Consider the following 26,835-nt stretch of genomic DNA (forward strand, 5'->3'; position numbering starts at 1 on the left):
AAGCTTGCCGAGACTGATCGACATCGGTCGACATCGGATCGGAGGCGCTGGGGCGGGACGACTCCGTCGATCGTGCCGGTCACCCGTTGGCGTCCCGAGGTGGCGGATCGGCTGCCGGGGGAGATCGACCAGTACTGCGCGGTGGGCCGTAAGCCGTAGCGATCGTCCGCTCTTCGGGTCTCGGTGGAAATCGGGGCTAGCGCCGGCAGGCTAAACCGGTTTAGCCTGCCGGCGTGGTCCAGCCGTGGCGGCACCCCGCGCAAACCCCCTGCGCAACGGTGTCCCGCCGCGGCGCCACCCCACCACCGAAGGGAAACAGACGATGTTGCAGATCAGCCGCAGGAAGGCCTGGTGGACACCGCTCGCGGCCGGCCTCACGGCCGCGGCGGTCCTGACCACCGGCGGGGCCGCGGCGGCCCCCAAGCCGAAGCCCACCCCACCGCTCGCGCTCCCCAGTGAGGCCCAGCAGGTGCCACCGACGGACTGCACCGCACCCGTCGGGATCGACGCGAACGCCACGCTGCCCGGCTACCTCGTTCCCGACGACATCCTGGGTGTCACCTGCGTGCCGTTCACCCAGGTGCCCCTCGAACCGGCCGGCTACCAGGGCGACTACCGGGTCGACGCCTTCTCCGACCAGGTCCTGCGGGACATGCTGGCCAACTGCGAGGCGGCGCCGCCGTGCGCCGCGATCACCAACGCCCAGAACTACAACCCCCCGCAGTTCCGGTTGACCGGATCCCTGGTCCCGCAGGGGAAGATCGATCCGCACGCGCCCAACGTCGACCTGCGGGACATCCGCCGACCGGCCTTCTTTGGCCAGGCGCCCTACCACGAGGGCATCGCCGCGGCGGACAAGAACAGCTACACCTTCGAGTTCGCCGTCCCGGCGGAACCGTACGAGCGGCTCAAGCGGGGCATCACCGCACCGGTGAAGCTGCGCGGCTGGTACCTGCGCGGCGCCGGCGTGCAGCAGCCCAACGGTCGGCGGGTCCAGTCCCTGGCGATCTTCGTCGGCGGTCGTTCGGTGGAGACCACCACGGTCCAGGATCCCCGCGATCCGCTGTACGTGCGCTCGGAGAGCACCGGCAGGTTCGAGAACGTGACCTACCCGTCGCGCGGCACCGAGCAGTGGGCGGGCCGGCACTGGCGGCAGTACCTCTACAAGCTCAACCAGGCCGGCTTCGACGTGCTCACCTTCGACAAGCGTGGGCACGGCATCTCCGGTGGCATCTCCGGCGACAACATCCTGCAACAGGGCCTGGACATGCTGCGGGCGGTCGACGCCCTGGACACCGGTGACGGCGTGCGTATCGTCGGCGCGAACGGCAAGCAGCTCACCGGCAAGGCCGCCGTCCGCGCGTTGGTGCCGAACAACATGAAGAAGCTGCCGATCATCCTCGGCGGCCCCAGCCAGGGTTCGGCGGCCACCCAGTGGGCGATGAACGCCAACTTCAACAAGTGGTGTGAGCTGGACACCCCCGGACGCGCCTGCCACAAGCCGTGGGGTCACAACGTCAAGGGTGCGGTGCTGATGGCGGGCTTCCCGGTGGTCAACCCGGGGCTGGCCGAGGCCGCGCGGCGCAAGGTGAACCACACCGTCGGCCTGGGCGGCACCTCGGAGCCGTTGGCCGGGATCGGCTCGTGGCCGGCGGTGTTCTTCGGCAAGGGCCTGTTCGACGGCATCCAGGGGCCGTTCCCCACCTTCAACGCCTACCTGCGGGTCAAGGGTGACAAGGAGCTGCTCTTCGTCCGTGGCCCGCACTCCGAGGTCGCCTTCGGGCCGGGCAACGTCGCCCTGATGCAGGAGCGGGTGGCCCAGTTCGCCGTCCGGGCGGTGCTCGGCCAGAAGACCGACCAGCCCAGGTACGCCACCCTCAAGGAGGCGGTGGCCGCCAGCCCGCAGATCTGGGAGCCGTCCACCCAACCCACCTTCGAGACCAAGCCCTGATACCGGTGATCCCCGGTCGGTGGTAGCCCCCGCTACGCCGGCCGGGATCCGGCCCGCCGCGGCGACCGCCTCGGTAGCGCGCTCACGGATCGAGCGCGCCCGACGGTGGTCGCCGCGGCGTGCTGTCTGCCCCCGGGCGGGCGCCACCCGGACGCCGGTGTTCCGCGATCGACGGCTGGCCCCGTGGCGCGGGGCCAGGCCCGCGTGCCGTACCGCCGCCGTCGTCCGCAGCGGCCGATCTTTTCGGCTGTGTGAACCCGTGTGAACACTTGTGTCGCGGCGCATCGGCTGATTGGACGGGTGCTGGTGCCGATCGTGTCGGTTCACCAGTGAACAAGTTCGGGGGTCTTGTTCACTGCCACTTAATCCGATAGAACACGAGTGGACCCGCTGCGCGGGCCGTCTGCCTCGTGGTTCTAGGAGGACTACTTCATGGCACGTTCATCCGGTGCGGGCCCCTCCTCGCCCGCCATCTCCCGCCGCGGGGTGCTGCAACTGGGCGGCGGCGTCGCGCTCCTGCTCGCCACCAGCGCCTGCGCCGCGAACAGCGACTCGAAGCCGGACACCGGTGCGTCGGGCGGCCCGGCCGCCAGCACGCTGCGCATCGCGGTGTCGAGCTACCTGTCCAGCTGGGATCAGGACTTCGTCGGCTTCGACCTGACCGCGCTGATGCTCTACAAGAACATCTTCCCCTACATGATCGACTACGGCGTCACCAACGCGGGCGACAGCCAGATCCTCGACACCCAGAACATCACCCCGACCTTCGCCGAGTCCTTCGAGCCGGACGCCGCGCAGAAGGTCTGGACGCTCAAGCTGCGTCGCGGGGTGAAGTTCGCCAGCGGCAACGAGATGACCTCGGCCGACGTCAAGTGGTCCAAGGACCGCGCCTTCGCCGCGCAGGCCAACGTGGCCGGCATCTACCGCACCATCGGGCTGACCAGCGCCGACCAGGTCAAGGTAGTCGACGAGTACACCGTCGAGTTCCACCAGGAGTTCCCCAGCGCCCTCACCCGGCAGATCCAGGCGATCTCGTTGTACGTCTTCGACTCGGTGGAGGCCAAGAAGCACGCCACCGCCGAGGACCCCTGGGCCAAGGAGTGGTTCGCCAAGAACGCCCCGACCGGCGGCTACTACAACGTCACCAAGGCCACCCAGGGCCAGGAGATCGAGCTGACCGCCAACACCGGCTACCCGGGTCCCGACCCGGCCAAGACGCCGACGATCCGGATCTCGGTGGTGCCCGCCGCCGCGAACCAGCGGCTGCAACTACAGGCCGGTGACATCGACATCGCCCTCGGCGTCAGCCAGCGCGACATCGAGGACCTGCGCAAGGCCGACGGGATCAAGGTGATCTCGGCGGCCAGCAACCGTCAGGTGGCCATCCAGATGTCGGTCACCTCGGCGCCGTTCGACAACGTCAACGTCCGCAAGGCCCTGGCGTACGCGGTGCCGTACGAGCAGATCATCAGCAACGTGTACGGCGGCGACGCCCGGCCCACCAAGAGCCCGGTGCCGCTGGACATGCCCGGGTACGACGAGAGCGGCTACCCGTACACCTACAACCTGGAGCAGGCCAAGGCCGCCCTCTCCGCCGCCGGGCGCAGCTCGGTCGACTCGGAACTCGTCTTCGAGGCCGACAACGAGGAGCAACAGCGCATCGCCGTGCAGGTGCAGAGCGAGGCGGCGAAGGTGGGCATCAACCTCAAGCTGACCCCGCTGGATCCGGCCACCCTGGGCGAGCGACGCACCCGCAAGAACATCCCGCTGCAGCTCACCTCCGGGCAGCTCTGGGTCAACGACGTCGAGTACATGCTCGCCACCAGCTTCGTCAAGGGCGCGAACCTCAACTACTCCAACTACACCAACGCCGAGATCGAGCAGATCTACGAGAAGTCCCACACCACCGTCGACGAGTCGGCCCGCAACGCGCTCTGGAAGCAGGTGCAGCAGATCCTCGCCGCGGAGGTGCCCTGGGTGGTGATCTGCCAGCCCAACTTCAACCTGCCGGTGCGCGAGGCCGTGGCCGGCTGGGTGCAACCCATGGACGGCCTGGCCCGACTGCGATACCTGACCGCCTCCGCCTAGACCCGGGCAGACACCCCGCCATGCGCATCTTCCGTTTCGTCGTCAGGCGACTGCTCCAGCTCATCCCGGTGCTGCTCGGGGTGGTCGTCCTGACGTTCCTCCTGGTCCGGGTGCTGCCCGGCGACCCCATCCGGAGCATCCTCGGGCAGAACGCCACCGAGGCGGATGCCGCCGCGGCCCGCGCCCGGTTCGGGTTGGACCAGCCGCTGTGGCGACAGTTCCTCGACTACCTCGGCGGGCTGGTCACCGGAGACTTCGGCACGTCCATCCAGAGCGGTGCCTCCGTCGGCGGCGAGATGGCGTTACGGATCGGGCCCACCCTGGAACTCGTCGTCATCGCGGTGTCCATCGCCCTGGTGGTGGCCACCGTGCTCGGCGTCTGGTCGGCCCGGCGGGCCAACCGCCTCGGCGACCACGGCATCCGCCTGTTCGCCCTGGTCGGCAACTCCATTCCGGAGTTCTGGCTCGGTCTGATGCTGGTCCTGCTCGGCTACAGCGTGCTGGGCTGGTTCCCCGCCCCCAGCGGGCGGGTCGACCCGGACGCCAACCTCACCCCGATCACCGGTGCCGACCTCGTCGACGCCGTGCTCACCGCGAACGGCCCGGCGATCTCCAGCGCCGCCGCCCACCTGGTGCTGCCGGTACTCACCCTGGTCGTGGGCGTGGTGGCGCCGCTGCTGCGCAGCGTACGCGCGTCCGCGTTGGAGGTGCTGAACTCCGAGGCGTACGCGGCGGCAGCGGCGCACGGACTGCCGCCGCGGACCCTGCTCCACGGCTACCTGATGCGCTCGACCCTGGTGCGGCTGCCGGCCCTGGCCGCGCTCGTCTTCGGCACCGCCATCGGCTCCACCGTCCTGGTCGAGTACGTCTACTCCTGGCAGGGCTTCGGCCAGTGGGCGTTGCGCGGCCTGCTCTACCGCGACTATCCGGTGGTCCAGGCGTCCGTCCTGGTGATCGCGCTCTGCTACGTGCTGGTCTTCCTCATCGCCGATGTGGTCCACGCGATTCTCGACCCGAGAGTGAGGATCTGATGGCCGACCTGAGGGCCGCCGGTGCCACGGGCGCCACCGCACGCGTGACCCGCAGCCGCGACGACCGCTTCGCCCGACTACTGATCATCACCGGTGCGGCCATCCTGGCGGTGGTCGCGATGGCGGCGCTGGCCGCGCCGCTGTTGAGTTCGTGGGGCGCGACCGAGATCGACCCGGCGGCCACCCTGGCCGCGCCCGGGGGCGCGCACCCGCTGGGTACCGACACCAACGGCATGGACGTGTGGAGCCGGGTGCTCTACGCCGCCCGGCTGGACCTGGGCATCGCGGTGGCCGCCGTCGCCCTCGCCGTGCTGGTCGGCACGCTGCTCGGCCTGGTCGCCGGCTACCTCGGCGGCTGGCTCGACGACGTGCTGATGCGGGTGGTCGACATCTTCCAGGCGTTCCCCACCTTCATCCTCGCCCTGGCGGTGGCCGCCCTGCTCGGCAACGGCACCGTCAACCTGATCATCACCATCGCGGCGGTGAACGCACCGGCGTACGCGCGACTGGTCCGCGCCGAGGTACGCACCCAGCGCGAGTTGCCGTTCGTCGACGCCGCGGTGACCTCCGGCGCCTCCACGGTCGGCGTGCTCTGGCGGCACCTGCTGCCCAACAGCCTCACCCCGGTCCGGGTGATCGCCCCGCTCAACTGCGGCTGGGCGATGCTCACCCTGGCCGGGCTCTCCTTCCTCGGCCTGGGCGTCAGCATCCCGGAGGCCGAGTGGGGCGCCATGATCAGCCTCGGTGCCGCGGACGTGGTCGGTGGCCGATGGTGGACCAGCGTGCCGCCCGGCCTGGCCCTGTTCGTCTCCGTGCTGGGTTTCAGCCTGCTCGGCGAGGGCCTGCAGGAACGCGCGAACGCGAAGCGGCGGTGACCATGCTGTCCATCGAGAACCTCTCCGTGCTCATCCACCGCGCCGACCGGCAGGTCGCCGCGCTCACCGACGTCACCTTCGCCGTACGCCCCGGCGAGGTGGTGGGTCTGGTGGGGGAGAGCGGCGGCGGCAAGAGCATGGTCGCCCGCGCCGTGGTGGGGCTGCTGCCCACCGGCGCGCAGGCCACCGGGCAGGTCCGCTTCGGCGACGCCGACGTGCTGCGGATGGACCCGGCGGCGCTGGCCGCCCACCGGGGCCGGGGCGCGGCCATCTGCTTCCAGAACCCGCGCGGCGCGCTCAGCCCCACCCGGACCGTCGGTCGTCAGCTGAGCGACCGGCTCGTCACCCACCAGGAGATGTCCCCGCGGCGGGCCCGGGAGGCCGCCCGGGAGCTGTTCGAGGCGGTCGGCATCCGCAGCCCGCAGCGCCGGCTGGACGCCTACCCGCACGAGCTGTCCGGGGGCATGGCCCAACGGGTGATGATCTCGCTGGCCACCGGCTGCGCCCCCGGGTTGTTGATCGCCGACGAGCCGACCACCGGCCTGGACGTGACCCTGACCCGGGAGATCCTGCGCCAGTTCCGGCACGCCGCCGACGTGGACGGCCGCAGCGTCCTGCTGATCTCCCACGACCTCGCCTCGATTGCCGAGATCTGCGACCGGGTGGTGGTGCTCTACGCCGGCACCGTGGTGGAGGCCGGACCGGCCGGGCAGATCTTCGCCGAACCGGCGCACCCGTACACCCGGGCGCTGCTGCGTTCGGTACCGGACGTCGGTGGTCGACCGGTCGTCGCCACCCCCGGCGCGATGCCGCTGCTGCAACGCGCGCCGCGGCACTGCCCGTTCGCGGCCCGCTGCGCGCACGCCGACGACACCTGCACCACCCGCCGCCCGCCGGCCACCCCGATGGCCGGCCGTCGGACCGACGAGTGGTCCCTGGCCTGTTTCCACCCGCAGAGCGGACCGGTCGCTCCCGCCGTGGAGCCGGCGGAGCGGTCCACCGCGTCGCCGACGCCCGCTCCGGTGGCCGGTGACGCGGCCGTCCCGGGCCCCGCCGTGCTGGAGATCGACGACGTGCACGTCGTCTACCGCAGCCGGTTCGGCTCCGGTGGTCACCACGCGTTGCGCGGGGTGAGCCTGCGCCTGGCACCGGGGGAGACCCTGGGGGTGGTCGGCGAGAGCGGCTGCGGCAAGAGCACCCTGGCCAAGCTCATCATGGGGCTGGTCGCCCCCACCTCCGGCACGGTGAGCGTCGCCGGGCAGTCCCTGGTGCGGCAGCCGGGCCGACCCACGCCCCGCGGACGGGCACTACGCCGGCTGCGGACCCGCGCCCAGTTCGTCTTCCAGGACCCGATCGGCTCGCTGAGCCCCCGCCGCCGGGTCGGCGACTCCATCGCCGAGCCGCTGCGCGCCGCCGGCCTCTCCGCCGCGCAGCGACAGGCCCGCGTCGCGGCGGTACTGGACCGGATGGAACTCGACCGGTCCATCCTGCGGCGGTACCCGCACGAACTCTCCGGCGGGCAGGCACAACGCGTCGGCATCGCCCGTGCCCTGGTCGGCGAGCCCGATCTGATCGTCTTCGACGAGCCGACCTCGGCCCTCGACGTCACCGTGCAGGCACAGATCCTCGCCGTGATCGCCGACGTGACCGCCGACACCGACCGGGCCTCGGTCTTCATCTCGCACGACCTGGCCACCGTCCGGGGCTTCGCCGACCGGGTCGCGGTGCTCTACCTCGGCCGGGTGGTCGAGGAAGGACCGGTCGACGTCGTCTTCGACAGTCCCCGGCACCCGTACACCCGGGCGTTGCTGGCCAGCGCCGCGCGCCTCGGTGGGGAGCCGACCTCCGGTGCCGCCGCCGTCGAGCTGGTGCGGGAACTGGAGGAGGGCGACGCCGCCACCGGCTGCGCGTTGGCCGCCCGCTGTCCCTTCGTCACCGACACCTGCCGGTCGCAGCCGCAACACCTCCAGCCGTACGGCGCGAGCCGGGCCGCCTGTTGGCGGATCCCGGAACTCGACGCCCTGATCGGAAAGCAGGCCGCCACCCCATGACACCTCGCCCCATCCGGCTGGCCGTCGACATCGGCGGCACCTTCGTCGACGCGATGGAACTGGACACCCGCACCAACCGGGTGCGGTTCCGCAAGGCGTCCACCACGCCGGCCCGTCCCGCCGACGGGGTGCTCGCCGCGATCACCGCGCTCGGCACCGACCTGTCCGAGGTGGAGCTGTTCATCCACGGCACCACCCTCGGGCTGAACGCGGTGCTGGAGCGACGTGGTGGGCGTACCGGCATCATCACCAACGAGGGATTCCGCGACATCTTCCTGCTCGGCCGGGGCAACGTGCCGCCGCAGCACATGTACGACTTCCAGTACCAGCGACCGCCGAGCCTGGTGCAGCGCCGCTTCACCGCCGGTGTCCGGGGCCGGCTGGACCACCGGGGTCAGGTGGTGGAGGAGCTGGATCCGGAGAGCGTGCGGGCCGCCGCCCGTACCCTGGTCGAGGAACACCAGGTCACCTCGATCGCCATCTGTTTCCTGCACTCGTTTCTCGACCCGAGCCACGAACGGGAGGCCGCCCGGCTGATCCGGGAGCAACACCCCGAGGTCAGCCTGTCGCTCTCCACCGACATCGTGCGGGAGTACCGCGAGTACGAGCGGACCAGCACCACCGTGCTGGAGGCGTACATCCGGCCGATCTTCGAACGGTACGTCGACGAGTTGGAGTCCGGCCTGGCCGATCGGGGCTTCGCCGGCCGGTTCCTGATCATGCGGTCCGGTGGCGGCTCGATGACCAGCACGGTGGCGAAGACGTCTCCCACCCACACCGTGCTCTCCGGTCCGGCCGGCGGCATCGTCGGCGCCGCGTACCTGGCTTCCGAACTGGGGCGCGAGCGGCTGCTCACCTTCGACATCGGCGGCACCTCGCTGGACGCCTGCGTCATCGAACACGGCAGTCCGGTCGCCGCGTACGAGGCCCAACTGGAGCACTTTCCGCTGCTCATCCCGACGTACGACATCCGTACCATCGGGGCCGGTGGCGGTTCGATCGCCTGGCTGGACCGCGGCCTGCTCAAGGTCGGGCCGCAGAGCGCGGGGGCCGAGCCGGGGCCGGTCTGTTACGGGCGCGGCGGCACCCGGCCGACCGTCACCGACGCGGCGGTGGTGCTCGGCTACATGGATCCGCAGCGGTTCCTCGCCGGCACCATGGGGCTGGACGACGCGGGCGCCCGCGCGGCCGTCCGGGAGCAGTTGGCCGAACCGCTGGGCCTGACCGAGGCGGGCGCGGCGGCCGGTGTCTTCGACGTGCTGCTGGCCCGTACCGTCGGCGCGGTCCGGCAGATCACCGTCGAGCGGGGGCACGACCCCCGACACTTCTCGCTGCTCGCCTTCGGTGGCGCCGGGCCGCTGCTGGCACCGCTGCTGGCCCGGGAGATGGGCATCGGTGAGGTGGTGGTGCCGTTCGCGCCGTCGGGCTTCTCCGCCTGGGGGATGCTGTCGGCGGACATCGTCAACGACTTCAGCCGCACGGTGATGGCCGCCCTGGACGACGTGGAACTGGCCGACCTGGAGCAGTTGTTCAAGGCGGTCGAGGCGGAGGCGGTGGCGTCGCTGGTGGCGCAGGGTGTGCCCGGCGGGCAGGCCGTGTTGGAGCGGCAGTTCGAGGTGCGGTATCTCGGCCAGGAACACAGCCTGATGGTCACCGTCGGGCGCGCGGTGGACCGCGACGCGGTGCGGGCCGCCTTCGACGAGCTGCACCGGGCCCGGTACGGCCACACCATGGACAACCCGCTGCAACTGCTCAACCTGCGGGTGCGTGGCATCGGGCGGACCGCCCGACCGGAGTTGGGCAGCCACCCGCGCGGTGACGGCGACCCGTCCCGGGCGTTGCTGACCCCTCGGGACGCGTACGACTTCGGGCAGCGCGCGGTGGTGCCGTTCGCCGTGTACGACCGGGCCGCGCTGGAACCGGGCGACACGTTCGCCGGTCCGGCCCTCGTCGACGAGGGGACCTCGACCACGGTGGTGCCCAGCGGCCAGCGGGTCACCGTCGACGAGCACCGCTACCTGCTGGTGACCTTGGAGGAGGCCGCATGACCGCCCTGGACGGCGCGCAGGTCGAGGTGGTCCGCAGCTATCTGCTGTCGGCGGCCGAGGAGATGCGGGCCACGCTGATCCGGACCTCGTTCAACCCGGTGATCTACGAGGTGCACGACTTCGGCCTGTCCATCTACGACGCGGACCTGCGGCTGGTCGCCGAGGCCACCGGGCTGACCTTCTTCCTCGGGGCGAACGACTACTCGCTGGCCAAGGGGGTGGCGTACGTGGGTCGGGAGAACCTGCACCGGGGTGATGTGGTGCTGCTGAACTATCCGTACTGGAACGCCGCGCACGCCTACGACGCGACCCTGTTCGCGCCGGTCTTCCGGCCCGACCCGGCCGACGTCGACGCCGACGGCGACCTGGTGGGCTTCCTCTGCGTCCGGGCGCACTGGATGGATCTGGGGGCGAAGGATCCGGGTTATGTGTTGGATTCGACGGACATGCATCAGGAGGGGTTGATCTTTCCGGGGACGAAGGTGGTGTCCCGGGGGGTGCCGGTGCGGGAGATCCATGAGTTGATCCGGTTCAACTCGCGGATGCCGGCGGCGGTGTTGGGGGATCTGCACGCGCAGATCGCCGCGTTGCGTACCGGCGAACGCCGACTGCTGGAGATCATCGACAAGTTCGGCCGGGACACCGTGGCCGCTGCCGTCGACCGGATCATCGCCGACGGCGAGGCCCGTACCCGGGCCGCGCTCGCCGCCCTGCCGCAGGGCACCTGGAGCGCCGAGGACTGGGTCGACGACGACGGCATCACCGATGAACCGGTGAAGATGCGGGCCACCGTGACCATCGCCGACGGCACCTTCACCGTCGACTTCGCCGGCTCCGCGCCGGCCACCCGGGGCCCGATCAACATGCCGTTCGGTGCCACCGAGGCGATCTGCAAGGTCATCCTCAAGTCGCTCACCTCGCCGGACGAACCCTCCAACGCCGGCACGGTCGCACCGCTGGAGGTACGCGCGGAGCCCGGCACGTTGTTCCACGCCGTCTACCCGCAGCCGACCTTCACGCTGTGGACCGGCATCGTCGCCGTCGAGCTGATCCTCAAGGCGTTGGCGCAGGGGATGCCGGATCGGTTGCCGGCGTCCAGTGGTGGTGATGTGCCGGGGTTCATGATGGTCGGCGCGCATCCGGACACCGGCCGGATCTTCGCGGTGAGCAACAACGACCTGGTCGGCTGGGGCGGCACGCCCGAGCACGACGGGATGGAGGCCGCCACCCACGTCTCCGGCAGCACCGGCCGGGGCACCCCCATCGAGGTGATGGAGGCCCGCACCGGGATGTTCTTCGAGCGGGTGGAGATCCGGACGGATTCGGGGGGTGCGGGGCGGTTCCGGGGTGGGTGTGGGTTGCGGCGGGACATTCGGTTCGTGTCGGCGGGGGAGTTTCTGTCGGTGATCAAGAAGACGCGGAGTGCGCCGTGGGCGTTGGCGGGTGGGTTGTCGCCGGAGCCGAATCAGGTGGTGGTCTTCCCCGGGACGGATCGGGAGGCGCGGGTGAGTACGCGTCGGACGTCGGTGGTGGCGGGTGATCGGGTGTCGTTGTTGACCGCTGGTGGTGGTGGGCATGGTGATCCGGCGCTACGGGATCCGGAGGCGGTCCGTCACGACGTGGCCGAGGGGTATGTCTCCGCACAGGCGGCCCGCGACGTCTACGGGGTGCAGCCGCGATGACCGACACCAGTCCGCCCAGCCTGCTGCTGGCCAACTGCACCGTCCTCGACGCCCGCGTCCTGGACGGCCTGGCCCCCGTGCCCGACGCGGGAGTCTGGGTACGCGGCGACCGGATCGCCGCCGTCGGCCCGTACGCCGGGGTGGCGGCGCAGGCCCGGGCCGCCGGCCCGGTGACCGAACTGGACCTCGACCGGGCGTACCTGACTCCCGGACTGGTCAACATGCACACCCATTTCTCGTTGTCGCTGCCCGGCACCGGCGGCGACAACGTTAAAACCATGGGCCCGTACGACCTGGCCCACTACATGGCCGACGGCGCCCGGCGCACCCTGCACTGTGGAGTGACCACGGTGCGCTGCGTGGCGGAGAAGGACCACGCGGACTTCGCCCTGCGCCGGGCCATCACGGCCGGCCGGATCCCCGGCCCGCGTATCCACACCGCCGGCCGGGCCCTGGTCTGCACCGGCGGCCACGGCCACGAGAGCAACGACACCCTGGAGTGTGACGGCCCGGTCGGCTTCCGGCGTGGCGTACGCAGCCAGATCAAGGCCGGCGCGGACCTGATCAAGGTGATGATCTCCGGTGGCATCGCCGGGGAACACGAGGGCATCCACACCCCGCAGCTGTTCGCCGACGAACTGGCGGCCGTGCTGGAGACGGCGCACGCCTGGGGTCGCAAGGTGACCGCGCACGCCGGCCCGGCCGAGGTGATCGCCACCGCGGTGGAGTTGGGCCTGGACTGTGTGGAACACGGCTACCAACTCACCCCGCAGGTGGTGACCCGGATGGCCGAGCGGGGCACCGCCCTGGTGCCGACGTTGCTGGTCACCCGCTGCAAGGCGTTCTTCGACGAACTCGGCGTGCCGGAGTGGATGCAGTGCCGCTCGTTGGGCGCCGGTCCCCGGCACCTGGAAAGCTTCGCGATGGCGGTGGAGGCCGGGGTGGAGGTGCTGCTCGGCAGCGACATGCCCCCGTTCTGGGACTTCGAGGGCACCAACGCCACCGTCCGTGAACTGGAGTACCTCGCCGAGGGCATCGGGCCGGCGCGGGCGATCCACGCCGGCACCCGGGGACCGATCCGCTGGTTGGGCGCCGAGGCGGACCTCGGCACGGTGCAGGACGGCAAGCTCGCCGACCTGATCGCCATGGACGGCGACCCGCTCGCCGACACCTCGGCGTTCCGGGGAGTGCGGTGGGTGATGACGGGCGGCCGGGTCGCCCGCGACGACCGGGCAGGTGTGCCGTGACGTTCGTGGCCGCCGACGAGGCGGCCGTCGCCGCGCTGATCGACGACCTGTACGCGGCGTTCCTGGCCGGCGACCGGCGGCGTTTCGACGGGCACCTGCACGCCGACGTGACCACCTGGGAGACCCACCTGCCCGGTCCGTTGCGGAGCCGGGCGGAACTGGACGCCTACCGCAACAGCCGCGACGCGTCCGGGCAACGGCCCCAACTGGCCCTGCTGGTGGCCCGCGACAAGCACATCGACGTCTGGGGGGCGACCGCCGTGGCCCGGTACGTGCTGCTCGCCCGGTCCCATCCCGACCAGCCGCTGTCGGCCACCCGGGTCACCGACGTGCTGCGGCGCGTCGGCGGCCGCTGGCTGATCGTGCACCACCACGCCGAACTGCTGCGCGACCAGGAGGAGACACGATGATCCGCCGACTGGTCGCGTACCGCACCGGTGAGCCCACGCAGGTGTTGTCGGTGGCCGAGCTGCCCGACGACCCGCCGCCCGGCCCCGGCGAAGTGCAACTCGCGGTACGGGCCGTCGGCCTGAACTTCCTCGACGTGTCGCTCTGTCGGGGCGAGTATCCGGTGCGCCCAGAGCCGCCGATGACCCCGGGAGTCGAGGCGGCGGGTCGGATCGTCGCGGCCGGTCCCGGTGCGGAGCAGCTGTTGGGGCAGGAGGTGATCGCCTGCCCGGCCCTGCCCCGCGGCGCGCTCGGCAGCACCGTCACCGTCGACGCGACGCTGGTGGTGGCTCGACCGCCCACGATGGAACCGACGATCGCCGCGGCGCTGCCGGTCACCTACCAGACGGCCTGGTTCGCCCTGGAGCGGGCGCGGGTCACCGCCGGCGACGTCGTGCTGGTGCACGCCGGTGCCGGTGGCGTCGGTATCGCCGTCACCCAGTTGGCCGTCGCCCGGGGCGCGCGGGTCATCGCCACCGCCGGCAGCCCGGCCAAGACGGCGCTCTGCCGGGCGGAGGGCGCCGCGGTCGCCGTCGACTACACCAGCGAGGACTTCGTGGCCGTCGTGCGGGAGGCCACCGGCGGGCAGGGCGTCGACGTGGTGATCGACCCGGTCGGTGGTGACGTGCTCGCCCGATCCCTCGACTGTCTCGCGTTCGAGGGCCGGCTGGTGACCGTCGGCGCGGCCGGTGGCGCACCACCGCCGGTGGACCCGGCCCGGCTGATCGCCGCGAACGCCGACCTGGTCGGGCTCTCCTGGGGTTCGACGTACCCGTGGCGTCGGCCGGCGGCGGTACGCGCGGCCTACCAGACGCTGTTCGACCTCTGCGCGGCCGGCGCGGTCCGCCCACCGGTCGCCCGGGTGGTGTCCCTGGCGCAGACGCCGCAGGCCCTCGACGACCTGGCCAGCCGCCGGACCACCGGAAAGATCATCGTACGGCTCGACGAAGGAGAGCAGTGATGGCTGACAGCACCGACGGCGACATGGAGATCTACGACCTGAAGGTGACGGTGGACCGCATCGAGGGCCGATCGGTCTGCGGTATGGCCACCGGCGACTCGTTCGAGCTGGTCAACAGTGCCCACCTGCGGCTGCCGGAGGGCAAGCACTTCTGCGTCTACGCCCTCGCCGCCGTCCTTCCCTTCCTCGCCGCCAAACAGCGTGACCTGGCCGCCGGTGACTGGCTCGCCCAGGACTCGCACTTCGCCTGCCCCGACCCCGAGGAGCGGCTCGTCATGAAGGTCGAACGGACCTGCCGCCGGACCATGAACTCGGCCGACCTGACATGACCGGCGTCGAGATCGGACTCGGTCTACAGGGCGACAAACCGGCGGGCGCGTACGCCCGGCTGGCCCGGGCCGCCGAGTCGTACGGCTTCGACGTGCTGACCGTCTTCGGTGACCTGATGTACCAGCCGCCGCTGTTCGCCCTGCTGGAGATCGCCCAGGCGACCGACCGGGTACGTCTCGGCCCCGCCTGCCTCAATCCGTACTCGCTGGCCCCGTACGAGATCGCCGGACAGCTCGCCGCCCTGGACCTGGCCTCGCACGGGCGGGCCTACCTGGGCCTGGCCCGGGGCACCTGGCTCGGTGCGGTCGGCCTGCCCCAGCCGAAGCCGCTGGCCACCATCGAGGAGGCGACGGCGGTCGTCTACCGGCTGCTGCGCGGCGACCGGTCCGGCTACCAGGGAAGTGTCTTCACCCTGGCCCCCGGCACCGCGCTGCGCTACGCCGTGCACCGACCCGATCCGCCGCTGCTGCTCGGCGCCTGGGGTCCGCGCGGGGCGGCGCTGGCCGGCCGGATCGCCGACGAACTCAAGGTCGGCGGCACCGCCAACCCCGACCTGGTGCCGATCGTCCGCGACCGGATCCGGGTCGGCGCGGACGCGGTCGGCCGCGACGTCGACGCCATCGGCATCGTGTTCGGCGCGGTGACGGTGGTCGACACCGACGGTGCGGCGGCCCGCGCCCGGGCCCGCACCGAAGTCGCCATGTACCTCGCGGTCGTGGCCGACCTGGACCCGACGGTCGTCCTGCCCGACGGCCTGGTCGCCCAGGTCGGACAGCTGGTCGACGCGGGCGAGCACGAGGCCGCCGGGCGTCTCATCCCGGACGGGGTGCTCGACCGGTTCGCCTTCTCCGGCACTCCCGAGCAGGTCGCCGCGCAGGCCCAGCGGCTCATCGACGCCGGTGTCCGGCGGGTCGAGTTCGGCACCCCGCACGGGTTGACCGACGAGCGGGGCGTGGAACTGCTCGGTGCCGCCGTGCTGCCCCTGCTGCGTCGAGGACGGGGGTGACCGAGGTGGAGGTCGTCGTCGTGACCGGTCCCGACCTGGTGGCCGACCTCGACCTGCTGGAAACCCTCACCGCCGGCACGGCCACGGCGCTCGGTGTCGCCGGCCGGTTGGTCGTGGCCGGCTCGGCGGCCGAGTTGGCCGCCCTGGTCGCGGCGACGCCGCCGCCGCTGGTGGTGCTGCCCGGCCCCACCCCGACGGCGCGAGCTGTGATCACGGCGACACCCGAGGTGGTCTGGTACGACCCGACCGTGCAGCCCGTCGTACCCGGCGCGGTCCACCTACAGGGCCGGGGCATCTGGGGCCTGGCCTGGGCGATCCGCCACGCCGTGCACCGGCGGCGCACACCGGCCACCCGGCTCGCCTACGGCAGTCAGGCCGACCAGTGGGGTGACCTGCGGTTGCCGACTCCGCGCGAGTCCGTCCCGGGCACCTCCCGCGAACCCCGCCCACCTGCGGTCGCGGTACTGCTGCACGGCGGTTTCTGGCGGTCGGTGTGGGGCGCCGACCTGATGGACGCCCTCGCCGTCGACCTCACCGCCCGTGGGTACGCCTCCTGGAATGTGGAGTATCGGCGGCCCGACCGGCACGGCTGGGACGCCACCACCGCCGATGTGGCTGCCGCCGTCGCCGCGCTGACCGGCATCGCCGACCGCGGTGCCCTGGACCTTGGTCGGGTCGTCGTGCTGGGTCACTCGGCCGGCGGCCAACTGGCCCTGCGCGCCGCCGCCGACCTGGCTGCCGCCGACCTGGCCGCCGCCGAGCGGGGCGGGTCGTCGGGTCGGCGCGGTGCGGTCGCCGCCAGTCCTCGGGTGGCGGTGGCGGTGTCGCTGGCCGGGGTGGTCGACCTGGTCGAGGGGGAGCGTCGACAGCTCGGTGAGGGCGCCGTCGCCGCCGCGCTCGGCGGCACCCCGGAGACGACCCCTCGGCGGTACGCCACGAGCGACCCGCTGGCCCGGCTGCCGTTGGGCGTACCCACCGTGCTCGTGCAGGGCACCGCCGACAGCCTCGATCTCGTCGACAGCAACCGGCGCTACGCGGCGGCGGCCCGAGCGGCCGGCGACGATCTGACCCATCTCGAACTGCCCGGTGACCACTTCGACGTCATCGATCCCGGTTCGACCATCTGGCAGGCCACCCTCGCCGAGGTCGACCGCCGCATCGACCGGCTCGGCAGCTGACCCGCCCGGCAGCTGGCCCGCCCGGCAGCTGGCCCGCCCGGCAGCTTGCCCGCCCGGTAGCTGGCCCGCCCGGCAGACACCGGACACCGGCATGTTTCATGACGGTGAACAGATCCCGCGGCCCGGTCGTTGACCGACCTGGTTAGAACAGCCGGGGTGTGACGACCGAGACGACCGTGGTGACGCTGTCGGTGTCGTTGTACATCCGGTGCGGCACGGACGAACGCAGATGCACGCTGTCACCGGGGCGCAGCCGGTGTTCCACGCCGTCGACCTCGTAGAGCAGCTCGCCGGAGATGACGTACGCGAACTCCTCACCGGCATGCCCGTACGCGTTCTCCCGCCGCCCGCCGGGCGCGATGCTCACCAGCATCGGTTCGAGCCGCAGGTCGGGGCCGCGTTCGGAGAGCATCCGGTAGGTCTGCTGCCCGGAGACGTACTGGGTGGTGGTGCTGGTCTCCGCCCTGGTCAGCGTGAAGTGGCTGGGCAGCGGGGTGACGGCGCCACCGGCCGGGTCGGCCCCGTTGTCGAAGAAGTCGCCCACCGAGTGGTCCAGCGCCTTGGCGACGCTGCCGAGCGCGGTCAGGCCGATCGCCGAGATGCCCCGCTCGACCTGCGACAGGAAGCCGATCGACAGGCCGGCCCGGGCGGCCAGTCCCCGCAACGTCAACCCGCGTTCCTTGCGGAACTGGCGAATCCGCGCACCGACCAGGCCGGCCGGCGTCTCGCCGTCGACCTTCTGGTCGGTGCGGGCCTGCTCCGGCACCGGGTGACTCTCCAACGACCGCACGCGGCACCTCCTGTTACCGCCGGCGGAAGCCGCTCCACCAGCGGTGTTCAATCCTATCGAACACGGCCCCCGCCCCGCGAGGCCGACCGGCACATCTCGGGTGCGCGGGACGGACCCCGAAACGCGACCCGACGAGGTACTCGGCGAAGCCCGGGTCGAAGAGGTCCTGCGGCAGCTCGATCTGACTTTCCTCCGGCGATCTGATCCGTCGATGTGGGGCCTTCGTATCCATCTCAGTAGCGGATGTGGTGAACCCGGCGAAAGGGGCAGGCTCCGATGGACAGATCGAGGTACGGCAGGTCTCGTACGCAATCTCGGCGGTGGCGGCTCGGCACGGTCGCCGGGGTCGCGGTTCTCGCGCTCGGTGTCGGACTGGGTGTCGCCTCGGCCGGCGAGGACGTGCCGGCCGCGCCGCCACCTGCCACTGCCGCGCCGGTTACCAGCGCGCCCGTCGTGGCCGGGCCAGCGCCGCAGGCTCCGGCGGACACGCCGGTGGCGGTGCACGGTCGGCTCAGCGTCTGTGGTGTGCAGCTGTGCAACGAGGCCGGTGAGGCGATCCAACTGCGCGGCATGAGCAGCCACGGCCTGCAGTTCTTCCCGGACTGCGTGAACACCGACTCGCTGGTGGCGCTGCGCGACGACTGGCGGGCCGACGTCATCCGGCTGTCGATGTACGCGCAGGAGGGCGGCCTGGAGACCGACCCGGTCGGCTTCACCGCCAAGGTGAACGGGCTCGTCGACGACGCCACCGCGCTGGGGCTCTACGTGATCGTGGACTTCCACGTGCTCACTCCTGGTGACCCGAACATCAACCTGGAGTTGGCGAAGAGCTTCTTCGCGGAGGTGACGAGCACGCACGCGGCGAAGAACAACGTGATCTACGAGATCGCCAACGAGCCGAACGGGGTCAGCTGGGCCGGTATCAAGGCGTACGCCGACGAGGTCATCCCGGTGATCCGCGACAACGCGCCGGAGAGCGTCGTGCTGGTCGGCACCCGCGGCTTCTCCTCCCTGGGCCTGAGCGACGGCAGCGACGAGACCGAGATCATCGACGATCCGGTCACCTTCGACAACATCATGTACACGTTCCACTTCTACGCCGCCTCGCACGGCGCGGACCGGCGTGCGGTGGTGGCCCGCGCCGCGCGGAGCCTGCCCCTGTTCGTCAGTGAGTTCGGCACCCAGACCTTCACCGGCGACGGTGACAACGACTTCGACAGCACCACCGCCTGGCTGGACCTGCTCAAGGACGCCAGGATCTCGTATGCGATGTGGAGCTTCTCCGACGGCCGGGAGACCAACTCGACCTTCCTGCCGGGCACCTGCGCGGGCACCGACTTCACGGGCAACGAGGTGTTGACCGAAGCGGGCCGGTACCTGCGTAGCCGGATCCGCACCGGCGTCGGCAACCCCAACGGCTAGCTAGCCGACGACGCAGTTCGGCTGGCCGGAGGCAGACCCGCGGGTAGGCGTGATTTCACCCTGAAATTTTTATTTCACCATGAAATCAACGCTCTGAAGGTAACCCTCTCCCGGGGCTGCCAGCCACGGCGCCAGCACGGATCATCCAATGCCGTCTATCGATCACCGGCCCGCCGCACCCGACCTCGAGACACGGACCTAGCTAGACCTTCGCTGCGCCCGCAGCCCCGCCCCGAGTTAGCACTTACTCGTCTAGATCTCCACGAACAGCGCGGACGCTCCGGTGGAAGTTCGGGCGTCCCGCTGTTCGTTACGGCCGTGCGGTGCCTGGGCTGTCGGGCAGCTTTCGGGGGTCGAGGTCGACGGCCACGGGTAGGTGGTCGCTGGCGGCGCGGCTGACGGGGGTGTCGATGACCGTGAGCGAGGTGACCGCCTTGAGGACCGGTGTGGTGGCGTGGATGGTGTCGATGCGCCGGGCGATGCCTCGGGCGTCGTAGGGGCAGGTGGGCCAGTGGCCGGTGGTGGGTTTCCAGGGGCTGCGGGTGGCGGCGGCGAGGTCGTGGAGGCCGCCGGATTCCCAGACCAGAGCCGGATCGGTGGCGCGGTCGCGGGGGTGGTGGTCACAGTGACCGTCGGCGTGGTCTGGGGTGCGGGAACGGGGTCCGGCCGCCGCTGGTGGTGGGGGCGCCGCGCCACATCCGCCAGATGATCGGCCCGTCGGTGGGGAGGGCGATGGTGGGGCCGGCGGTGTAGCCGTGGCGCAGGTAGAGCCGCCGGTTGCGCATGTTGCTGGCTTCCAGGTACGCCGGCAGGCCGAAGTCGTCGAGTCGGCGGTGGTGGTCGGCCAGCAGGGTGGCGCCGATGCCGCGGTTCTGCCGGCTGGGGTCGACGGCCAGGTACGCGAGGTAGTGGTGGGGTGTGTCGGGGTGGAAGGCGTCGAACAGCTCTTCCAGCAGCACGAACTTCGGCGCGTAGACGCCCGTGATGCGTTCCAGTGCCGCCAGCCGTTCACGGGTGTCGGTGGGAGCGGGTTCGAGGCGGGGGTACCAGATGGCCACGGCGGTCTGGTCGGCGGTGGTGTGGACCTGCCCGTGTGTCATGCCGTGGTGGAGCGCGTCGCGGAAGTAGCGGTAGTAGACGGTGCGCCGCTCGTCGGGGTCGGGGATGAGCCACTCGGCGAGGGGTCCGTCGTGGAACGCCTCGGCGAGGACGCCGATCAGCGGTCCGGTGTCGGCTTCGGTGGCGGGGCGGACGAGCGGGTTGTTGTTGGTGACGGTCACGGCTTCTCCTTGGTCAGGCGGGTTGGCGAACGGCGTCGGGGGCGCGCAGGGGTCCGGTGTCGCTGTCCGCGCCGAGGCCGACTGCGGCGTACACGTCGGGGTTGGTGGTGCGCAGGAGCAGTGCCCAGGCGATGCCGAGGAGTGCGGCGGCGGCGTAGGCGGCGGGGAACGCCCAGCGCAGTGGCGAGTCCGGTGCCACGCCGAGGAGGGTGGCGAACTCGCGCAGGGTGACGGTGAGGATCCCGGCGAGCGCGAGGGTGGCGGCCCCGGGTGCGATCAGCGTCCGCCAGGGGCCTTCGGTGTGGGTGATGCGGGCGTAGAAGCCGATGACGGCGGCGGAGGTGACGGTCATCAGGATGAGGACGCCGAGGCCGCCGGTGACGGTGATCCAGAAGAACAGGTGCACGATCGGGTCCGCCCCGGCCAGGGCGTAGCCGACGAGCACGGCGAAGGCGAGGCCACTCTGGGCGAGGGAGCCGACTTTCGGGGCGCCGGTGTGCCGGCTGGTGCGGCCGAACACGGCGGGCAGGACGCGTTCGCGGCCGAGGGCGAACAGGTATCGGGCCACGGTGTGGTGGAACGAGAGCAGGGCGGCGAACAGGCTGGTGACGAAGAGGACCCGGGCGACGGTGATGACACTGTCGGCCAGGTACGGCGAGACCAGGTTGAAGATGAGGTCGGTGCCGTCGGCGCGGGCCGCCTCGACGATGCGGTCGGGGCCGGTGGCCACGGACATCGCCCACGCGGACAGCCCATACAGCAGACCCGTCACGGCCACCGCGATGTAGGTGGCACGGGCGATCGTGCGGCGAGGATCCTTCGTCTCTTCGCTGAACACCACCGTGCCCTCGAAGCCCACGAACCCGGTGATCGCGGTGACCAGCGCCGCGCCGATCCCGGCGGCGAACACGTGTGCCGGGGCGAGGGTGTCGAAGCTGACGGTGCCGTCGGCGGGGTGGGTGACCATGATCGCGTCGAAGGTCAGGGCGACGACGCATTCGGCGACGAGGACGACGGCGAGTACCCGGCCGTTGAGGTCGATCCGGGCGACCCCGAGCGCCGCGACGATGGCCCAGACGGCGAGGGCGCAACTCCACCAGGTGAGGTGCCAGCCGTACCGGTCGTTGAGGAACGCGGCGGTGACGGCCCCGGCCCCGCCGTAGAGGCCGATCTGCATGGCGTTGTACGCCAGCAGCGCGACCATCGCCGCCCCGACCCCGGCCGGACGGCCGAGGCCCCGGCTGACGTATGTGTAGAAGGCTCCGGCGTTGACGATGCGCCGCGACATCGCCACGTAGCCGACCGCGAACAACGCCAACACGGCGGCGACGAGCAGGTAGGACACGGGGATGCCGGTGACGCCGGTGACCGCGTACCCGGTGGTCGCCCCGCCCGCGACGACGGTGAGGGGCGCGGCGGCGGCGATCACGAAGAACACCACCGACGGGATACCGAGCCGCCCACGGGCGAGGACGGCGGAGACGGTGTCGGGTTTCGAGTGGGACATCGGTTCTCTCTCAGCGAAGGGGATGGCTGGGGTTGGTCGCACTCAGGAGGTGCGGTGGCTCAGTACGGCACCGCCGACGACGGCACCGAGATCAGCGAGAAGGTCACGCAGCGGCAGGGGTGCCTGCTCGACCTGCCGGCGCAGGAACGCGCGGGCGGACAGGGGCGCCCCGTCGAGCAGGATCGGATCGAGCTGCGTGTGCACCGCGATACCCGCCAGGGCGATGTCGAAGGCGTTCAGCCGTTGGTGGTTGCGCAGCTGGTAGGACAGGCGCGCCCACGACCAGGCGGCCGTGTTCATGTCCGCCGGCACGTAGACGGTGCGCTGGCGCCACAACCGACCCACCTGCTCCGGTCGGAGCAGCCCGAGCTGCCACATGCGGGTCGCCACCTGCTCGTGGGCGGTGGTGCCGAGGAACGCCAACCACGTCCGCGTCGCCGTGTGACGGGGCTCGGCCACCAGCCGGTCGAGGACGAGGTGTTGCAGCCAGTCCCTCGGCGGCGACACGTCGGTCACCCGCACCTGCCGGCCCACGAACGTGATCCGCCCCTCCCAACACAGTTCAGCGAGGAGCGCGGCGGCCAGGCCGTGCGCTGTCGCGGACTCGAACAGCCGCGACCGACCGGTCTGGTCGTCGTGCGCCAGGTAGAAGAACTCGTCCGCGAGGCGCGCGGGTTGGGCGGCGGCGCTACCGACGGCCCGCACCGGCCGGGCCGGCTCCACCGGCACCCGGTGCTCGCGTAGGTGTGGGGCGTGGTCGTCGGCTGCGCCGGGGGGTGTGGTGTTCACCGCGGCTGGCCTTCCTCGGTCGAATCGTCAGGGGAGATCGGGTGCCCGAGCTGCCGAAGGAGCTTCCGCCCGCCAGGATGGCGAGCGAGTTCCTCGATCGCCCAGGCGTGTTGCCCGCACCGGTCGTGCCGACAGTGGAGACACGTGCCGCCGTCGCGGTGCTGGAGCGCGGTGTTCCGCGCCGACTCGAAGCGGTCGACGGGCCGATCGCTGTCGTCGGTGCCGGTCACGACGCGGCGAGCTGGCGGTGCAGCGCGGCGATCCTGACCCGCACCTCCATGCACGGCGGGTGCCGGTCCACGTGCGGGTACGCACACTCCGGCCGGTGACCGAGCACCCAGACCCACTCGTCGCTGCGGTACAGCAGGTCGCGGACGCCTGCGACGGTGACGGCCACGGAAGTACCGGGGGTCAGGCCGCGCCCGTAGGACCAGTCGTCCGCGCGGAGTTGGAGCAAGACACCCGGCGGGACGTCGGGGAGCGGCTGCGGGGTGCGGTTCACGGCTGTGTCCCTCCGTGAACCGGCTGCGGACCGCAGCCGCGACCCGATGCGGGTCGGCTGGGGCTCGGTCGGCGCATGTGATCGTGTCCGTGAGCGGGGACGAACCGCTTGACGCGCACTGTCATCACCTCTTCGTGTGGGAGATACGCGGCCGGGCCCTCCCTGGCACCGACCGCACACCCCGATCAGCGGACGCAGGCGTGCGTCCCGTACGGGACGCACGGCGGACCCCGCACCCGGTTTATGGACAGGACAGGACCGCTTCCGCACGTACTCGGCGTTGAGCTGTTTGAAGAGGCCCGCGGGCTCGTGGCGTTCCGCTTGATCCGACAGACGTGATCGGCCTTGGGGTGATGACCCGTTCGGCGACTGTCCGGCCCTTCTGCTACTCATTACACTTTGGACATGACCAGAAATCAACCATCCAAGAAGGGGTATCTGTTTTGAGAGAAGTTTTTGCGTTGCCTAATAAAAGGGCAGGTCACAGGGGATGTGCCCCTCAGGGTTACGCGTCTATTGCGTGTTTTAATTGGGCGCAGCACGCGCCCAAAGTGGACGAGAGGGTGGGCTTAGGTGTCTGAGGCAGTGGGCTCGGCGTTGCTACGCCGCCACATCGGGCGTCGCCTGGAGGCGTTACGGAAGCACGCTGGGCTGTCGCAGGAGCAGGCGGCCGAGCAACTCCAGAAGGGCCGCACGACCATCGCCAGGTGGGAAGAGGGCCACGAGAACGTCCGTTTCCGCGACGTGGACGTCAAGGCGCTGCTGGAGATCTACGGGGCGGGAGAGCATGACACCAAAGTCCTGCTCGCGCTGACCGCCGAGACCCGCAACGGCCGGCGCAAGAGCTGGTGGCACGACTACACGGAGACGGCGCTGCCGACCTGGTTCGGCCTGTACGTCACGTTGGAGGACAGCGCCGAGACGATCCTCCAGTACGAGTCGGAGCTGGTCCCCGGCCTGCTCCAGACCCCCACCTACGCCGAACAGGTCGCGCGCGTGCCACCGGGTTACCTCGAAGAGGACGAGATCCTCCGCCGCGTCCAGGTGCGGGTCGAGCGACAGTCGCTGCTCACCCGCCCCCGCGCGCCGCACCTCCAGGTCGTCCTCAACCAGGCGGTGCTCCATCGACCCGTCGGCGGCCCGAGGGCCATGGCCGAGCAGATGGCCCACCTGCTGGAGCTGACGGCCAAGGCGAACGTGACCGTGCGCATCGTGCCGTTCTCCGCGGGCGTGCACAGCGGCATGGCCGCCTGCGGGCCGTTCACCATCCTGGACTTCCCGACCAACGAGTTCGGCGATCCACTCGAACCCCCGCTCGCGTACGCCGAGACGCTGACTGGTGCGATGTACCTGAACAAGCCCGACGAGGTCAACGCCTACCGGCTGGCGTGGGCTGACCTTGAGAAGCGCGCCCTCAACCAGACGGCGTCGAAACGACTGATCGTGGAAGCACAGAAGGGATACACCAGTGGCTGACTCGGCTGGCGCGATCTGGCGCAAGAGCACCCGCAGCGGCAACGGCGGAAACTGCGTCGAGGTGGCGACGAACCTGCTCGACCGCCAAGGCGCAGTCCTTGTGCGCGACAGCAAGAACCCCCAGGGCGGCAACCTCGCCGTCACGGCCAGGAGCTGGACGGCCTTCACGGCCGCCGTTCGGGAGGGCACCCTCAGCCGGTAACCACGACGTGGCGGCACCCCGCAGGTGTCGGCCCGCGCCGAGCACCACCGCCTTCACCGCCACCGCCACCGCACCAGCTCCACCGGACCAGCTCCACCGGACCAGCTCCACCGCGCCAGTTCCACCGCGCCAGCTCCACCGCACCAGAGCTGCGCGACCGAGGGCAGGAAGCTGCTGAAGTCCTCGGCGGACCAGGAAGGGAAGAGGTGGGAGGGAGGGCACCGCCGGATGGTGCCCTCCCTGGTGCCCGCCCTGCGGAACCGCCGGGCGGGCCGTCACTGTCGGCGGTCAGATGCTCGTGTGGTCGACCGCCTCCCATGAGCGCAACCTGACATGCGGCGTCCCGGCCGCCTGGAGGCGTTCCGGCGAGCTGTTCGCGGCCGCCGAGGCCGACGCCAACGGGACCTTGTAGAGGCCGTAGATGTCCGCCGCGTTCTTGACCATCTGGTTGATCTTCTTCTGGTCACCCCCGTATGCCTGGTTCAGGATCGGGGCGTACAGCGCGAGGAAGTCGTTGAAGGCCAACTTCGACAAGTCCACGGCCGACTTGAAGGCGACACAGGTGAGCACACTCTCCATGTACGACTTGATCGACTGGGCCCGAATGTTCCGCCCCCAGAATGCGAAGTCGAACCGGACGATCGCCGGGTAGTCCACCGCCACCGCGTAGTACCTCGCCTCGGACTCCTGCCCCTCGCCGGCACCGATGATCGCGGTGAGCGCGGTGCCCACGACGCCCGCGATACCTTCCATGATCTGGGGATCACCGGAGAAGATCTTGGCGAGGGAGTTCTTGACCTCGTTCACGATGTTGGTGGTGTCGCTCTTCGTGTAGGCACGAAACTCCGTACGCTTGCTGACGATCTTGGTGATCGCGATGGTGAGGTTGTCGGACGTCTTCCCCAGGAGCAGGTCCTGCTGGATCTCATCCTCGTACGCCTTGCCTTTTGCCTCGGCAAGACTCATCAGTAGGGACAGGTTGTCCTTTACCTCGGCAGCGACTTCCGGGGTGTTGTCCACGGCTTGCACGACATCTCTTGCGAAACTCATGACTTTCCTTTCCCGAGAATCATTGTGCGGTGCCCCCGCACGGTCAGGTTGCCCCTGGAATCAGGAGGACGGGCTTCCCTCGACAACCCAGATGTGCGCATCGCCCGCGCGGTAGTCATCAAGGCTCGACAACAGGGCGTGTCGGACGGACCGCTCGATCTCCCGCTGCTGCTCCAGGCTGCGCTGCCGGTTGGTCGCCGGGTCGATGGCGACCGCAGACGGCGCGACGAGCGCCGCGGCCACCGTGTTCGGCCGAGCTATGCCCTTGAGCTGGACCTGCAGGTTCGCTCGCCCATCGGCCGTTCGCCCCTGGACGTCCAGGTGCACCCGGTCGTTCTCCACGACGGTCCCCGCAGCGTCCCGCCAGATGTCGGCATACCCAAGGTTGGCGATCGCGTTACGGGCGTCTTCGTACTGAAGTTGGTCGAACTGGGGAGCCGCCGCCCGCGGAACCTCGCCCTGACTTATGGTGATGGTCATCTCCGAACACCAATCACCATTTCCGTATTGCCTCTCACCGCTCTCGCTCCTCTCCGGATTGGAACATCTTCCGAGTCTCTTTCCGAGACACCAGCCGAAGGTAAATCGAAGTGCGCGATCAAAGGCGCAGAGTCACGCCTGACGTCAGGAAATACTGACGATCTTCACAAGTGCCACAACATCGTCGACCACATCACGATGATGACCCCATGCCGATAGATGATGCGCGGTGGCCCTACCTGTCGCCGTCGTTACCGGACTGGGGGCGGGTGGCCGATCCACGCGGATTGCTACGACACATCGTCACGCGGGACATCACTCGACACGCCCCACAGCCGAATGCGTTGGCCACGGTTCTCGACGCCCTTGGACAGTACGCGCGCCTGCGAACGGCGCTCGGTACGGAACTGTTGCTCCTGGTCGTCGAAGCCCATCTCCGTGG

24 protein-coding genes are annotated in these 26,835 nt (G+C 70.7%); 16 read left to right on the forward strand and 8 right to left on the reverse strand.

Going from position 1 to position 26,835, the window contains the following annotated elements:
* Positions 1–322: 322 nt before the first annotated feature.
* The 13 genes from D2L64_RS24345 to D2L64_RS24405 all read left to right on the forward strand — a co-directional run bounded on the left by D2L64_RS24345 (position 323) and on the right by D2L64_RS24405 (position 16,895).
* Positions 323–1,951, forward strand: a complete 1,629-nt coding sequence (locus D2L64_RS24345; protein WP_119579535.1) for a hypothetical protein — start codon at positions 323–325, stop codon at positions 1,949–1,951.
* A gap of 432 nt (positions 1,952–2,383) precedes the next feature.
* Entirely contained in the window at positions 2,384–4,039 is a 1,656-nt protein-coding gene (locus D2L64_RS24350) for an ABC transporter substrate-binding protein (protein ID WP_119579536.1), read from the forward strand.
* A gap of 20 nt (positions 4,040–4,059) precedes the next feature.
* A complete protein-coding gene (locus D2L64_RS24355) occupies positions 4,060–5,070 on the forward strand; it encodes an ABC transporter permease (RefSeq protein ID WP_119579537.1) in 1,011 nt (336 codons plus the stop codon).
* Positions 5,070–5,945: an ABC transporter permease gene (locus tag D2L64_RS24360; protein ID WP_119579538.1), complete on the forward strand. Its 876-nt coding sequence runs from the start codon at positions 5,070–5,072 to the stop codon at positions 5,943–5,945. The genes D2L64_RS24355 and D2L64_RS24360 overlap by 1 nt, the downstream gene beginning before the upstream one ends.
* 2 nt (positions 5,946–5,947) lie before the next feature.
* A complete protein-coding gene (locus D2L64_RS24365; protein WP_119579539.1) occupies positions 5,948–7,996 on the forward strand; it encodes a dipeptide ABC transporter ATP-binding protein in 2,049 nt (682 codons plus the stop codon).
* Positions 7,993–10,044: a hydantoinase/oxoprolinase family protein gene (locus D2L64_RS24370; RefSeq protein WP_119579540.1), complete on the forward strand. Its 2,052-nt coding sequence runs from the start codon at positions 7,993–7,995 to the stop codon at positions 10,042–10,044. The genes D2L64_RS24365 and D2L64_RS24370 overlap by 4 nt, the downstream gene beginning before the upstream one ends.
* The gene (locus tag D2L64_RS24375) at positions 10,041–11,726 is read left to right on the forward strand and encodes a hydantoinase B/oxoprolinase family protein (RefSeq protein WP_119579541.1); all 1,686 of its coding nucleotides are present in this window, start codon (positions 10,041–10,043) and stop codon (positions 11,724–11,726) included. The genes D2L64_RS24370 and D2L64_RS24375 overlap by 4 nt, the downstream gene beginning before the upstream one ends.
* Entirely contained in the window at positions 11,723–12,973 is a 1,251-nt protein-coding gene (locus D2L64_RS24380) for an amidohydrolase family protein (RefSeq protein WP_119579542.1), read from the forward strand. The genes D2L64_RS24375 and D2L64_RS24380 overlap by 4 nt, the downstream gene beginning before the upstream one ends.
* Positions 12,970–13,383 (forward strand): nuclear transport factor 2 family protein, encoded by a 414-nt coding sequence (locus D2L64_RS24385; RefSeq protein ID WP_119579543.1) that lies wholly within the window; start codon positions 12,970–12,972, stop codon positions 13,381–13,383. Before D2L64_RS24380 ends, D2L64_RS24385 begins: the two co-directional genes overlap by 4 nt.
* Positions 13,380–14,381: an NADPH:quinone oxidoreductase family protein gene (locus D2L64_RS24390; protein WP_119579544.1), complete on the forward strand. Its 1,002-nt coding sequence runs from the start codon at positions 13,380–13,382 to the stop codon at positions 14,379–14,381. The genes D2L64_RS24385 and D2L64_RS24390 overlap by 4 nt, the downstream gene beginning before the upstream one ends.
* Positions 14,381–14,710 carry a TIGR04076 family protein gene (locus tag D2L64_RS24395; protein ID WP_119579545.1) on the forward strand — a complete coding sequence of 110 codons (330 nt, stop codon included), beginning with the start codon at positions 14,381–14,383 and terminating at the stop codon, positions 14,708–14,710. Before D2L64_RS24390 ends, D2L64_RS24395 begins: the two co-directional genes overlap by 1 nt.
* Complete coding sequence (locus D2L64_RS24400) at positions 14,707–15,717, forward strand: LLM class flavin-dependent oxidoreductase (protein ID WP_119579546.1); 1,011 nt, start codon at positions 14,707–14,709, stop codon at positions 15,715–15,717. The genes D2L64_RS24395 and D2L64_RS24400 overlap by 4 nt, the downstream gene beginning before the upstream one ends.
* Complete coding sequence (locus D2L64_RS24405; RefSeq protein WP_119579547.1) at positions 15,714–16,895, forward strand: alpha/beta hydrolase family protein; 1,182 nt, start codon at positions 15,714–15,716, stop codon at positions 16,893–16,895. The genes D2L64_RS24400 and D2L64_RS24405 overlap by 4 nt, the downstream gene beginning before the upstream one ends.
* Before the next feature lie 142 nt (positions 16,896–17,037).
* Here the strand turns inward: D2L64_RS24405 and D2L64_RS24410 are convergent, their stop codons facing one another.
* Positions 17,038–17,685, reverse strand: coding sequence for a helix-turn-helix domain-containing protein (locus D2L64_RS24410; protein ID WP_119579548.1), 648 nt, complete (start codon positions 17,683–17,685; stop codon positions 17,038–17,040).
* Between the two features lie 276 nt (positions 17,686–17,961).
* Between D2L64_RS24410 and D2L64_RS24415 the strand changes: the two genes are divergently transcribed.
* Positions 17,962–19,107 (forward strand): glycoside hydrolase family 5 protein, encoded by a 1,146-nt coding sequence (locus D2L64_RS24415; RefSeq protein WP_119579549.1) that lies wholly within the window; start codon positions 17,962–17,964, stop codon positions 19,105–19,107.
* 620 nt (positions 19,108–19,727) lie between these two features.
* Here the strand turns inward: D2L64_RS24415 and D2L64_RS24420 are convergent.
* The 4 genes from D2L64_RS24420 to D2L64_RS24440 form a co-directional block, all read right to left on the reverse strand.
* The gene (locus tag D2L64_RS24420) at positions 19,728–20,387 is read right to left on the reverse strand and encodes a GNAT family N-acetyltransferase (RefSeq protein ID WP_119579550.1); all 660 of its coding nucleotides are present in this window, start codon (positions 20,385–20,387) and stop codon (positions 19,728–19,730) included.
* A gap of 13 nt (positions 20,388–20,400) precedes the next feature.
* On the reverse strand, positions 20,401–21,894 hold the full coding sequence (locus tag D2L64_RS24425) for an APC family permease (RefSeq protein ID WP_119579551.1): 1,494 nt from the start codon (positions 21,892–21,894) through the stop codon (positions 20,401–20,403).
* 42 nt (positions 21,895–21,936) lie between these two features.
* Complete coding sequence (locus D2L64_RS24430) at positions 21,937–22,683, reverse strand: GOLPH3/VPS74 family protein (RefSeq protein ID WP_119579552.1); 747 nt, start codon at positions 22,681–22,683, stop codon at positions 21,937–21,939.
* Positions 22,684–22,909: 226 nt separating this feature from the next.
* Positions 22,910–23,185 (reverse strand): hypothetical protein, encoded by a 276-nt coding sequence (locus D2L64_RS24440; RefSeq protein ID WP_119579554.1) that lies wholly within the window; start codon positions 23,183–23,185, stop codon positions 22,910–22,912.
* 573 nt (positions 23,186–23,758) lie between these two features.
* On the opposite strand from D2L64_RS24440, the gene D2L64_RS24445 reads away from it, so the two are divergent.
* Positions 23,759–24,661: a helix-turn-helix domain-containing protein gene (locus tag D2L64_RS24445; RefSeq protein WP_119579555.1), complete on the forward strand. Its 903-nt coding sequence runs from the start codon at positions 23,759–23,761 to the stop codon at positions 24,659–24,661.
* Complete coding sequence (locus D2L64_RS24450) at positions 24,654–24,863, forward strand: DUF397 domain-containing protein (protein WP_119579556.1); 210 nt, start codon at positions 24,654–24,656, stop codon at positions 24,861–24,863. The genes D2L64_RS24445 and D2L64_RS24450 overlap by 8 nt, the downstream gene beginning before the upstream one ends.
* 288 nt (positions 24,864–25,151) lie before the next feature.
* Here D2L64_RS24450 and D2L64_RS24455 read toward each other — a convergent pair whose 3' ends face one another.
* The 3 genes from D2L64_RS24455 to D2L64_RS27400 all read right to left on the reverse strand — a co-directional run bounded on the left by D2L64_RS24455 (position 25,152) and on the right by D2L64_RS27400 (position 26,827).
* Positions 25,152–25,883: a hypothetical protein gene (locus D2L64_RS24455; protein WP_119579557.1), complete on the reverse strand. Its 732-nt coding sequence runs from the start codon at positions 25,881–25,883 to the stop codon at positions 25,152–25,154.
* Positions 25,884–25,973: 90 nt separating this feature from the next.
* Positions 25,974–26,393, reverse strand: a complete 420-nt coding sequence (locus D2L64_RS24460) for a hypothetical protein (protein WP_119579558.1) — start codon at positions 26,391–26,393, stop codon at positions 25,974–25,976.
* 290 nt (positions 26,394–26,683) lie between these two features.
* A complete protein-coding gene (locus D2L64_RS27400; RefSeq protein WP_158603543.1) occupies positions 26,684–26,827 on the reverse strand; it encodes a hypothetical protein in 144 nt (47 codons plus the stop codon).
* Positions 26,828–26,835: the final 8 nt, after the last annotated feature.

The sequence above is a fragment of the Micromonospora radicis genome (genome assembly GCF_003583405.1).
In the GTDB taxonomy this organism is placed as follows: domain Bacteria; phylum Actinomycetota; class Actinomycetes; order Mycobacteriales; family Micromonosporaceae; genus Micromonospora; species Micromonospora radicis.